Source organism: Candidatus Woesearchaeota archaeon (assembly GCA_027858315.1).
In the GTDB taxonomy this organism is placed as follows: domain Archaea; phylum Nanobdellota; class Nanobdellia; order Woesearchaeales; family UBA583; genus UBA583.
Map to the genome: position 1 here is coordinate 1 of JAQICV010000091.1, position 12,375 is coordinate 12,375.

At 27.8% G+C, this 12,375-nt stretch carries 15 protein-coding genes and 1 tRNA gene; 7 read left to right on the top strand and 9 right to left on the bottom strand.

The features are described from left to right. The first annotated feature begins 123 nt into the window (after window positions 1–123). Genes PF569_08780 through ychF form a run of 4 tightly spaced genes read left to right on the top strand, consistent with a single transcriptional unit; the run spans window position 124 to window position 2,759 of the window. Entirely contained in the window at window positions 124–657 is a 534-nt protein-coding gene (locus PF569_08780; protein ID MDA3856328.1) for a hypothetical protein, read from the top strand. 2 nt (window positions 658–659) lie between these two features. After that, the gene (locus PF569_08785; GenBank protein MDA3856329.1) at window positions 660–977 is read left to right on the top strand and encodes a hypothetical protein; all 318 of its coding nucleotides are present in this window, start codon (window positions 660–662) and stop codon (window positions 975–977) included. Between the two features lie 59 nt (window positions 978–1,036). Further along, window positions 1,037–1,525, top strand: coding sequence for a hypothetical protein (locus PF569_08790; GenBank protein MDA3856330.1), 489 nt, complete (start codon window positions 1,037–1,039; stop codon window positions 1,523–1,525). 37 nt (window positions 1,526–1,562) lie between these two features. Beyond that, window positions 1,563–2,759 carry a YchF-related putative GTPase gene (gene ychF / locus PF569_08795; GenBank protein ID MDA3856331.1) on the top strand — a complete coding sequence of 399 codons (1,197 nt, stop codon included), beginning with the start codon at window positions 1,563–1,565 and terminating at the stop codon, window positions 2,757–2,759. Window positions 2,760–2,937: 178 nt separating this feature from the next. Here the strand turns inward: ychF and PF569_08800 are convergent, their stop codons facing one another. Beyond that, window positions 2,938–3,531: a hypothetical protein gene (locus PF569_08800; GenBank protein MDA3856332.1), complete on the bottom strand. Its 594-nt coding sequence runs from the start codon at window positions 3,529–3,531 to the stop codon at window positions 2,938–2,940. 38 nt (window positions 3,532–3,569) lie between these two features. Further along, the gene (locus PF569_08805; protein ID MDA3856333.1) at window positions 3,570–5,384 is read right to left on the bottom strand and encodes a cation:proton antiporter; all 1,815 of its coding nucleotides are present in this window, start codon (window positions 5,382–5,384) and stop codon (window positions 3,570–3,572) included. A gap of 121 nt (window positions 5,385–5,505) precedes the next feature. Between PF569_08805 and thsA the strand changes: the two genes are divergently transcribed. Next, a complete protein-coding gene (gene thsA, locus PF569_08810) occupies window positions 5,506–7,098 on the top strand; it encodes a thermosome subunit alpha (protein MDA3856334.1) in 1,593 nt (530 codons plus the stop codon). 202 nt (window positions 7,099–7,300) lie between these two features. Next, on the top strand, window positions 7,301–7,816 hold the full coding sequence (locus tag PF569_08815; GenBank protein MDA3856335.1) for a hypothetical protein: 516 nt from the start codon (window positions 7,301–7,303) through the stop codon (window positions 7,814–7,816). 56 nt (window positions 7,817–7,872) lie between these two features. Here the strand turns inward: PF569_08815 and PF569_08820 are convergent, their stop codons facing one another. Next, window positions 7,873–8,160 carry a hypothetical protein gene (locus PF569_08820; GenBank protein ID MDA3856336.1) on the bottom strand — a complete coding sequence of 96 codons (288 nt, stop codon included), beginning with the start codon at window positions 8,158–8,160 and terminating at the stop codon, window positions 7,873–7,875. A gap of 201 nt (window positions 8,161–8,361) precedes the next feature. Continuing rightward, window positions 8,362–8,442: transfer RNA gene (locus PF569_08825), tRNA-Ser, on the bottom strand. A 116-nt stretch (window positions 8,443–8,558) separates the two neighbouring features. Between PF569_08825 and PF569_08830 the strand changes: the two genes are divergently transcribed. Next, complete coding sequence (locus PF569_08830; GenBank protein ID MDA3856337.1) at window positions 8,559–9,020, top strand: hypothetical protein; 462 nt, start codon at window positions 8,559–8,561, stop codon at window positions 9,018–9,020. Between the two features lie 87 nt (window positions 9,021–9,107). Here PF569_08830 and PF569_08835 read toward each other — a convergent pair whose 3' ends face one another. The 5 genes from PF569_08835 to PF569_08855 all read right to left on the bottom strand — a co-directional run. Next, a complete protein-coding gene (locus PF569_08835) occupies window positions 9,108–10,121 on the bottom strand; it encodes a Fic family protein (GenBank protein ID MDA3856338.1) in 1,014 nt (337 codons plus the stop codon). A 30-nt stretch (window positions 10,122–10,151) separates the two neighbouring features. Beyond that, complete coding sequence (locus tag PF569_08840; protein MDA3856339.1) at window positions 10,152–10,466, bottom strand: nucleotide pyrophosphohydrolase; 315 nt, start codon at window positions 10,464–10,466, stop codon at window positions 10,152–10,154. Between the two features lie 209 nt (window positions 10,467–10,675). Continuing rightward, a complete protein-coding gene (locus tag PF569_08845; protein MDA3856340.1) occupies window positions 10,676–10,909 on the bottom strand; it encodes a hypothetical protein in 234 nt (77 codons plus the stop codon). Window positions 10,910–11,012: 103 nt separating this feature from the next. After that, window positions 11,013–11,507 carry a GNAT family N-acetyltransferase gene (locus PF569_08850; protein MDA3856341.1) on the bottom strand — a complete coding sequence of 165 codons (495 nt, stop codon included), beginning with the start codon at window positions 11,505–11,507 and terminating at the stop codon, window positions 11,013–11,015. Window positions 11,508–11,608: 101 nt separating this feature from the next. Beyond that, window positions 11,609–12,375: Lrp/AsnC family transcriptional regulator (locus PF569_08855; GenBank protein MDA3856342.1), on the bottom strand; the 767-nt coding region annotated here is incomplete at its 5' end.

Consider the following 12,375-nt stretch of genomic DNA (forward strand, 5'->3'; position numbering starts at 1 on the left):
CAGCATCTCTAACAGAATTACCCTTAGATATTTTAAGTAAGCTCACTAAAAATAATTTATATATCCCTAAAAAGTAACAAAAAAGGAAAGATATTTAAACAATCAAGAATCGATAATAACAAAATGTCTTTTATTAAACAATATTTACAAATTCAAGAATTATTAAATTGTAGTTCAGAATTAGAAAATTTAGAAAGGACAATAGAAATTCAAATACATGATTTAAGACTAGATTCAGAAGATAAAGATGAAAAAACATTAATAGAACTAACATCAATAAAAATATATCCACTAACACCTAAAATTATAGAACAAGAATTAATAATATTACAAAGCAAATTTATTGAAAAAATAACACTCACCAAAAATCTAAAAACAACATATTCAGAAGAATCAAATAAATCATTAAAAATAGGCATAAGTAAAATAATTGAAGAAATAACCAAAGGATTCTACAAAACTCTAAGAGGAGAAACTATTGGAACTTTTGGAATTCAAAAACCATATCGAGAATTAGAAATGTTATTTTATCCTAATAAAAAAATAGCCCAATTTGCTCACGAAACTGGGAAACACCAATACGAAATTCCTCTAGAAATAATAGAAAAAGAAAGAAAAAATACGAAAAATTTAAATAGAAAAAAATTTAAGTATTAGTTATGACATTCACAATAGATGATAACACAATAAAAAAGATAGAAGAAAATTTTGTTACAATTAAGAATTATTTAAATGAAAATAATTCAAATAAATTAAAACTAATTAGTAATAATCTGAAAAATATTATGAATTTAATTCAAGATTCACAAATTCAAAAAGAGCTAAAATTACAATGGCAAACATATAATCAAAAACAATTTGAAAATATTGGATACTTGGATAAAAAAGCTATAAGTATAACAATCATTAGAAATTTTGATAAAATTCTAAAAGAAAAATTAGAATTAAATTATAGTTTATTCGAAAAAGCTGCATGAACTACTACTAAGTAACAAATCCACAAAATATATAAATAAACAAATATAACCTAATATAAATGCACTCAAAATTAATTATAAATAATTTGGAAACTGAACTAAAAAAATCCAAAAAAATTAATTTTCAATTAAAAATAATCGATGACCTAAGAGTGAAAAGTAAAATAAATGTAGATTACCATGCTTTTTTCTTAATTGCACCAATAGAAGAAGAATTTAATCCAACTATATTAACTGGAAATCTTGATACAATTTGCACATCATTAGAAAATCTTAAAGATTATCAAATAATTCCAGGTTCAGAGAAAAATGGAATTTACTTTTTTCCTTCAACTTCTACTTTCATAAGTCAATCAACACAAATTCAAACTAAAAGTTCAATACTTAAAAGATTCGACACAACAAATACTTGGATTAATATTATAATGTATCCAAATCAAGAATTATTAGAAGAATCAAACAATAAATCAACTATTGAATATTCAATGTATTCTCAGGATTTAGAAAAAATAAGATTCCCAAATATTCTCAAAATTTATAATTTTTAAGTCAAATTTTATAAACTTCTCCTAACTTTAATTTCTTATGATAATTGGAATAGTTGGAAAACCAAATGTAGGAAAATCCGCTTTTTTTAGAAGTTTAACTCTAGCAGATGCAGAAAGTGGAAATTTTCCATTCACGACAATAGATGCAAATTCTGCAATAGGTTATGTGAAGATTGATGACCCTGCCGTACCATACGGACAGCATTCAATGCCAAGAGATGGGTATATCCTTGGAGATTATAGATTCGTACCAAATGAAATAATCGATGTAGCAGGTCTTGTCCCAGGAGCATCAGAAGGAAAAGGACTAGGGAATAAATTTTTAGACGACTTAAGACAAGCGCATGCACTAATTCATGTAATTGATTTATCCGGTGGAACAAATGAAAAAGGTGAAAGTGTAGAAATAAACACATACGACCCTGCAAATGATATCAAATTTTTAGAAACAGAATTGAACCAATGGTTCTTCAAAGTAATTTCTAAACATTGGCATCAAATTGAAAAAAAAGTAACAATGCAAGACCAAAAAATTGAACAAGCTCTAGGATCAGTAGTCTCAGGATTAAATATCAATGAAAATCAAATACTAACTGCCCTTCATGAATTAGATTTAAATAAAACAAATATGTCTGAAAATTTATTTGAACTATCTAAAAAACTAAGAGAAATCACAAAACCAATAATCATCGCTGCAAACAAATGTGATGTTCTAATAGAAAACGAAATATGGAAAACAAAACTAGAAAAATTAGAAAAAGAATTTCCAAACTATAAAATAATTCCAGTAATTGCAGAATATGAATTCAACTTAAAAAAAGCAGCTGAAGCGCAAATAATCTCATATACTCCAGGAGAAGATGAATTTAAATTATTAAATGAAGATTCATTAAATCCTAATCAAAAATCAGGACTTAAAACTATTGCAGACCATATAAAAAAGCTAGGTGGAACTGGCGTTCAAGAAGCTCTAAACTATGCAGTATTTGATCTTCTAAAAATGAAACCTATATTTCCTGGGAGTGAGAAAAGTATAATGGGTAAAACTCAATTTGTAATTCCTGACTGCTTTCTAATGGAAGAAAGTGCAACAGCACTTGACTTTGCATACAGACTACACACTGACTTTGGAAAACACTTCATCAAAGCAATAGATGTTAAGAATAAAATAATGGTAGGAAAAGACCACAAACTAAAATTCGGAGATGTCATAGAAATTATTAGTGGAAAGTAATTCCACTAAGAGACCAAAAATATTTTATATATTTTTGAGTATCATTTCAGGTAAATAAATAAATTTCTCAGTAAATTTACGAACAAGAAAATTTTGTTATTTAACTAGAAATGAGTCTAAGAATATTTTTTATATTTTTATGAATTATTGGTGGAAAGTAAAGAAAAAGAAAAATTAATTAATTACTAACAATCTCACTTTCTCTATAAATTGCATCACTTGTCTTAACAACTACAGTAACTTTTAAACCACTAGCAAGATCACAACCCATCAAAGTATAACCTTGAGTTGCAATCCCAGGAGTAATCACTATTTCTTGAGTCACATCACATTCTGAAATAGTAATATCAGCATTAATATCAGTAGTTCCAGGATTCTTCAAATAAGCAACTGCATCATCACCATTCGCCTGAACCATCTCAACAGAAATTCCTGAAGATGTTACAGATTGTCTATCAACTTGTTCTACCAATCCTGAAGAATAAGACTCTTGCCACATAGGTAATCCTACAAAAACCACTAAAGCTCCTATTATCACTAATACTAAAAAAACAATCCCTATAATCAAACCTACATGACTTTTCTTCTTTTCAGGACCAGTTCCACTTCTCATTTCAGAAGGAAAAACGCTCCCTCTTCCACTCAATTCAGTATAAACAGATTCAAATTCATCTGCACTAGCTCCACTATTAATCAACTGTGATTTAATAGAATCTTTTGAATATGTATCCTTGTATTTAGAAACATAATCCCTAATTTGGCTTTTATCCATAAAAACTAAACAAGATTATACTTTAAAAACAATTGTTATCACTTCATATTTTTTGGATGTTCAAACCCAAACTCTTTTCTTTGTTTCAATTCTTTAATATGAGAAACTTTCTCATGCAAGAATTCATCCATATTATCACTATGCTTCTCAATCATATTCGAAATAAAATCACCACCTAAAAAATGAGGCAAAATAACATAATCTGCACCCTCCTTGTAAAGCTCTAATGCGTTATCAATATGATCCGCAGTAAGAATCACTGTCGCATCCCTGTTTCTCTTCTTTAATTGTTTCAAAAGTCCCATACTAACTTCTAAGTCTGGTATAGTTGACACCATAAGTCTCACTGATTCAATATCAAATTCTCCTATGAAATCATTATCTGACGCGTCACCATAAACACAAGAAATTTGTCTTGCATTTAATTTCTTAATAACTTCAGGATTATAATCAATAATAGTATAATTTTTATCTAAATTTTCTATTGTCTTAATCAAACTAAAACCAATCCTATCATAACCGAAAATCAAAACATCCAAATCCTTTCTAATCTTTTTTTCAATATCCCTCTTAGGTGTTCTAAATTCTAAGATCTTAAAAATACCCTTTAATTTATCATACAATTTTTCTGAATGCATAATAAAGTAAGTCGAACACAAAATAGTAATAATACCAACAAGAGTTAGAAGTGAAACATCAGCTGCACTAACCAATCCAAATCCTCTTGCAATTAATATCATAATAAGAGAGAACTCACTAATTTGCGCCAATGAAAAACTTGTCTTAAATGCAACTCTTGAATGAAATCCTAATAAATTCAAAACAATAAAAACCAATACAGGCTTAATAACAATAACAAATAATGACAAAACCAAAGCAGGTATAAATATTTTTGAAAAGCTATCAAATAAATAACTTATTTTACTCAAATAATTACTAAAAAATGTTGAGAGAACACCTGTATCTGAATCTATATATGAAACAACATTTGGAATATTATCTACAGGCACCATCTGTGAACCAAGTGAAATAAAAAACATAATGATGAAAAAATCTCGAAGTGGTTTAATTCTAGATGATACTTCATATTGATAAGGTGATGAAGCCAAAGCTACTCCTGCCAAAAGGGCTCCAACCTCAACTGAAAATCCAAGATATGCAAAAAGTGCTGCAACACCCAAACACCAAGCAATAACAAAAGTAAATAAAAATTCTTGAGAATCAGCAACCCAATCCATAAGTCTCTCCAGAACAAATTTAGAAAAAATCAAAACACCTGCAATTGCAACAACCCCTAACCCAAAAGTCTTCAAAATGCCAATAGCCAAACTCTCCCCAGAAGAAGATGAAATTGAAGCTAAAACCATTAAAACAACAACTGCAACTAAATCTTGAATAATCAAAATTCCCATTGCAATTTTACCATGAACTCTTTCAATCTCACGCTTATCAGATAAGAGTTTTACAATAACAATCGTTGAACTAAAAGCTAAACCAATTCCTATAAGAAGAGAAACCAACAAGTCTAATCCAAATAAATAAGCAATCCCTGATCCTAAAAGAGCAGTCAATATAATTTGTGCACAGCCAGCAATTGCTGCAACAAAACCTATTTCTTTAATCAATTTCAAATTCAAATGAAGACCAACAATAAACAATAAAAGTGCAACACCAATATGAGAAAAAGTTTGATAACCCTCAGTAGAACTAAGAATATCAAAAAATAAAGGACCTGCTAAAATTCCTGTAAAAATATAACCAACAAGTAAAGGTTGTTTTAGCTTATGAAAAATAAAAGACATAAGTAATGCAATCAACATAACCAAACTCAACTCTACAAAAAATGAACTCATAAAAATAATCTAATATAATTACTTTAAATCATTTAGTCTTATTAAAAGGTGGTAATAAATAAAATAAAATAAATTATTACCAAAACTAAAATTTATAAACATTTACCACTTTGAAATTAATATGACTAGAAAAACTTCAGATATTCTTGATGAAAACACAAACAGAACAAAAGGTATTGATGCACTAAATTCTAACATTGAAGCTGCAAAAGCTCTAGCAAATATAGTAAAAACAACTCTAGGTCCAATGGGAATGGATAAAATGTTAATTGATAGCATGGGCGATACTGTAATTACCAATGATGGCGTAAAAATTCTAAAAGAAATGGAAATTGAACACCCTGGTGCAAAACTCCTTGTTGAAGTTGCTAAAACACAGGAAAATGAAGTAGGAGATGGAACAACAACTGCAGTAATTCTAACTGGAGAATTTTTATCTCAAGCACAAAACCTAATAGAGCAAAAAATACACCCAACAACAATTATTAGAGCATACAAAAAAGCATCCATAAAAGCCATAGAAGTTCTAACAATAGCATCAATTAAAGTGAACACGAACAACCCTAAAGTATTAAAAGACATATCAGAAACAGCAATGACTGGAAAAGTAGCAGAAGGATCAAAAGAATGTTTAACTAAACTAATTTATGAAGCAACAAAACTTGTAGAAGAAAATAATTCAATACCTAAGAAAACAATCAAAATTCAAAAAGTAGTAGGAGGAGACACTAAAGACTCTTCAATTGTTAAAGGGATAGTTCTAGACAAAGACTTAGCTAACCCAAATATGCCTAAACAAATAACTGATGCCAAAATACTATTAATAGATTTTCCTCTAGAAGTAAGAGAATTAGACTCTGATGCAAACCTTCAAATAAATACTCCCAAAGACTATGATGAATTTCTTAACCATGAACAAGACTATCTAAAACAACTTGCATTCAGAATCAAACAAATAGGAGCAAATGTTGTAATTTGTCAAAAAGGAATCGATGATAATGTTTCATACTATCTTGCAAAAGAAGGAATAATTGCAACAAGAAGAACAAGAAAATCTGACTTAGAAAAACTATCAATTGCTCTTAAAAAACCAATTGTTAATACAATTGATGACATAGATTCTTCAAACCTAGGAGATGCCCAAAATGTTGAACTAAAAGAAATTCTAGATGATAACTATTTATTCATCGAAGGAGTAAAAAATACAAAAGCAATAACTCTAATATTAAAAGCTTCAACCTCTCATTTACTTGACGAAATAGAAAGAGCAGTTGATGATGCACTTGGAGATATCAATGCAATTTTAAAATCAAAAAGATTAGTTGCAGGAGGAGGTGCAATTGAACTAGAGCTACACAAAGAACTAAATAACTACGCAAAAACATTCCAAGGTAAAGAACAAATCATAATCGAATCATATGCTAAAGCATTCCTATCAATTCCAAAAATACTCTGTGAAAATTCAGGCTTTGATGAAATTGAAACTATCACAAAACTAATTGCTCTACATGAAAAAGGAAAAAAACAATCAGGCATAAACGGATATGAAGGCGTAGTTGAAGATACAATCAAACATAAAATCGTAGAACCAATAAACATAAAAGAACAAGCAATAAAATCTGCAACAGAAATATCTTCAATGATATTAAGAATAGATGATATAATTGCAGCTAAAACTTTAAAATCAAATTCTAATAATAATCCTGAATTTTAATTTTTTGCCAGCTTTTTTACTTTTCTAAGGCGAAGAGTTCTCAAATTCAAATGGAACTCGAAACCATCAAATAATAGAAAAGTTTTAAAAAAAGCTGAGATGATATAATTGCTGCTAAAACTTTGAAAGGGAATAACCAAAATAATAACTCTGAATTCTAATAATCAAATAAGTTATTAAATCAAAACTAATTCCTTTTAGTATGATAAAATTTGCACCATGTCAAATTCCTGAATTAAATCTATCTTGTTATGGTTGTTGTGGAAACAATTTCAAAACAGAGAATAGTGTTAAAAAACAAATCAAAGAAAATACTCTTGAATTCAAAAAAATTCAACATTCCTATTCTTCACTAAAACAAATTTGGTTTAGAGATAGAATTAAATCTTATGTTACTCCAAGTGGAGTCTGCCAGAATCTAATAGAATTTGAAAATGGAATTTTTGCATGTCCACTACATAAAGGAATTAATGATCTAGTTCCTAAAACTGAATTTTTAAAAACAGTAAAAAAAGATCTAAGAGAAAACCATTGTGACCAAAACTACAAATGTGAAACATTTATTTTTTGGACACTAATAAGTCAAAAACAAAAAGAAGAATATGTTAAATGGCTATCAAAACAAAAAATAACAAATCACTATGAATACTCTCTAAAAAACCACGACGGATTCTACATAAAAAAATTCTTTGATGAATTCGGATATAAAATATGCTAAGAAATCTAAGATTTCTGCATCTCAAAATTTTTTAATTTTTGAGAAATTAAATAAAATTAATCTAATGACTCATTCTCAGTAATCACATCCATAAAATAAAATCTTATAAACATAAATCCTGCAAGAACATAAATAATAATTTGCAATATAATTTCAAACATATTCTCGCCAGTAGAATCAACTGTATTAATCAAATAAGCAGCAAGAATACTATAATAAACAAATATCAAATACAATGCAAATTTATGCGTAATCCCTTCCTTCTTAGAATATGTTTTAAAAGTCAATATATTAAAAATCATATACACAACAAACCCTAAACCAAAATACAAACCATCTATCATAAATAGATAACCAATAAAGATACTTTATATAATTTTCTAATTATTACGAAGAAAAAATAAGTTCAGAATTAAACTAAAACGGCAGGAAGAGGATTTGAAGGTTTGTGTAAGCGATAGTCTCACAAACTGCCGAACTAAGCTTTAGCGTAGTGATAGCATAAAGGTGAAAATCAGAGGACTAGAGTTAGAGTGAAACGAAAACGGCAGGACGGGGATTTGAACCCCGAATCCTAAAGGACCACCTTTCCAGGGTGGCGCAATACCGGGTTATGCGATCCTGCCAATAAAATATAATGCAAATATACATCAATTCTACTAATAGAACTAATAAATGCTTTAAAAAGATTGTGATAAAAGAAAACAATCAAATATATAAAATGATAAAAATAAAATAATCTATGGAATTCAAAATAAGTAAAATTACTAAAGAAGATATTGAAGAAGTATACAAACTAGGATGTTCTGAGAAAGATTTTTCTGCAGATGGAGGAGAGAATTGCTTTTGGCCAAAAAACACTCTGCTGCGTTTAGCTGATTCAGAAACTGATGTTACTCTAAAATTAGTTGTAAACGATAAAATTGTTGGCTTTTGTTTAGTTATGATTCATCCTGCAACAAGAAAGGCTAATCTTGAAAACTTCTATGTTCTTGAAGAATATAAATACTTAGAAAAAGAATTTTATCTTGAAGTTGAGAAAGGGATTAAAGAAAATGGAGCTGAATTTATTGCTTACTTATACGATATGAAAGAAGATTATAATTCCAAAGAATTATTCAATGAAGAAGGATACTTTCAAGGTAATGCGCATCTATGGTTACACAAAAATATCTCATTCTCAAATCCAAACCCAAATAAATAATTTATTTATTTTCATATTCATAACTCTCCCAAAAGAATGTCACATTAAATTTATGTCTACATAATAAATACTTGTAGACATAAATCCTTATTTAGTAAACTTATTCTCAACTATATGTTCTAAAACAAATTGACCTAACTCATAAAACCCTTTACCTCTAATTGCTTTATCTATTCCGTCAATATGTCTATCATGCTCTTTTGCATCATAATTAATATAAGGCAAACCTTCTCTTTTCAATAACCAATTCAATAAAATTCTTGAAGTCCTACCATTTCCGTCCACAAAAGGGTGGATAGCAATAAATGAAGCATAAAACCTAACAATTGCGCCTAGTTTATCTTTTTTATAAAAATTATTGAATTCCTTAGTAGAATCTCTTAGTAATTTAAGAACCAATTTCCCACCTGGAACATTTTTATACTCTGAACCTGCCATGAATACATTGACCCCTAATGGCCTCAAAGTTCCTTCATTCCTAGCCTCTTTTAGCGTATTCTTAGTAACCACTCTATGAACTTCACAAATAAAATCTACTGTTAATTCTCCATTATAATCTTCAATATAATCTAAAGCCTGAGATATATTTAATACTTCATTTGCTTCTCTTAATTCTCTTAATTCAGAAATAATTCCTTCAGATAGAAGTAACTTTGTTTCCTTTTGAGTCATAGTATTCCCTTCAACTTTAGTAGAATTATATGAATGCAAAATAACAAAATTTTTTCTCAAATTTAAATAGTGATCATAATTCGATTTAATTTTAGCAAATCGTTTTTTAGTAATCTCAATTTCTAATAAATCGCTTTTAAGGAAAATCACTTCTAAATCTTTAAAGAAAATTTCAATTTTATAATCTGTTGATAGTTCAGGATGCATTTCATCTATTTTCTCATCCAATTTATCAATATTATCTAAAACTAAATTAATTTCTTCTTGCTCTGATAATGCTTTATCAAATTTTCCAACATAAACTCTAACTTTATTTACATCCTTACCTTTCCTAATAGATTGAGCAATATAATAATATATCTGCCCATTTTTTACTTGTTTTTCTAAATAAGTCATGTTATGTCTACACCTATAGAATAATGTAGACATAATAATTTATAAACCTATTGTTTGAGTATATTATTTCTTCTCATACCTATTAGCATCTCTACCATAGCATTTATCCATAACTCTCCCAAAAGACTCATCTAAATCCAAATCTAAAGAATTAGCAAGGCAAGTCACAGTAAATATAATATCTGCAATCTCATCTGAGAGTTCTTTTGTTTCTTCAGTTGACTTCTTCTTCTTAGGTCCATAAATATGATTGATCTCTCTTGCAAGCTCTCCAGTCTCCTCTGTAAGTCTTGCTAAAATTTCGTGAGGCTTCCAATACCCAATTTTAAGCTCACTCACCCAATCATCTACTTCTTTCTGTACATCTTTTAAACTCATAATGTATCTTCAAAGAATTAAGTATTTAAAGTTTTTGGATATTTGTTTTGTTTGTTTTGGGATAAATTTGTTTAGTTTTTCAGAACAAAATTGAAATAGTTTCCTTTTATTTGAGATTTGGGATAAACTTTGGGGGGGATGACATAATTTTTATTATAGTTAGTAGTGTTCATAGCTGCTGATAAAGTAGGAATTTGGAAAAGTTTCCTTTATTTTTTATCTAGAGATACTAATTTATTTTTAATTTTCGAATTAATTATAATAAAAAAATATACAATTGTTCCAATAATTAATGCTTTAATAATTGTATACCAAAAAGTATTCAAATATAAATTCAAATCAATTTTTTGAATTAAAAAATAAAGTGTATTTATTATTTGAAATATAATATAATACCCCACCATAACTCTCAAGGACCAATATTTGGCTTTTTTGTCTAACATAGTAATATTCTATAAGTGCAATATATAAATATTTGTAGTACTTGAAGATAGAAAAGTAGTCAGCAGTGTCCAGAGCACTGCTTAGGAAGTTGGAATTTAAAGACTATAAGTATTTTAACAAAAAAACTGCTGAGTTCCCTTTACCATATTGATAATCTTTAATCCAACCTGCATCCTCATAATTATTCTTTCTATAAAAATTAATTACTCTCTCATCATCAGAATTAGTAAATACGAACATTTTCTTTGCTTGTTTTTCCTTAGCTGAAGTTTCTATAGCCTTTAATAATCCACTTCCAATACCAGTTCCACTTATTTCTGGATTAACGGCAGACATTATGATAACCCATTTTTCCACACCTTCAATATTATTAATTGGACTTTCTTGTTGAGCATAGATCATACCAACTAAGTTATTTTCATTATCAATAGCTTTGATACAAATTCCTCTTTCTTTAACTATAGTTTGAGCCATTTCTGAAAATGAAAACCATTCTTTTATGGATGAATCAGATGTTGAAGAAAATGCTTTTGATACTAAATCATTTAGAGCATCTAAATCATTTGATAAATTGATAAACTCATATTTGTATTTCATAACTATTTATTAAAATTTAATATTTATAAATATGTTGATGAGATTATTCAAAAATATAAATAGTTAAACAGTGTCCATAACTCTGCTGATAAAGTGGGAATTTATTTTGAAATTAAAGTTGTAATCTTTTTAATAAAATGAAACTCTTCTCTTAACTCATCCACAATATTATAGAAATTAATTACATCTTGAGCATCAATTGTAAGTTTAATGTCATATTTTCCAATTTGTTTTACTAAATGATTTATTCCATCTCGTTGTTTACAATGATTTATGAATTTTTTTAATTCTAATTCTGTATATTTATTGAAATTAATTAAAGCAATACATGGTTGAAAACCTAACTCAGCCATATTGATTTTAGTTTTAAATCCTGAAATAATTCCTATTCTTTCTAATTTTTTTATTTTAGATGAAACTACTCTTGGAGTTAATTTAATTTCTTTTGATATATCCAATACAGTTTTTCTTGAATTTGCTTTAATAATATCTAAAATTTTAATTTCATCATTTGACAAATTTATACTTTCTAATTCATAATTATAAATAGGAAATAATTTTAGAGCACCTTGATCAATAAATGATTTGCCAATTTCAAAAGCATTTAAAACAATTGAAATATCTTTTTCTAAAATATTATTTGATAGTTCTACAAGAAGTTCATCCATATCATTTTTATCTTTTTCAGAAAAAATTTTGAAACTTAACAATAAATCATATTCTCCTTCACAAAAAGTGTGCCAAGTACAAGTACTATGTTTTGATGTTAACTCTTTTATTTCAGCAATTATATCTTTATTTAATTTTAAAAGTTTAATATTAACAGGATATAATTTATATCCAATTTTTGAATAATTAATTTTAGTAC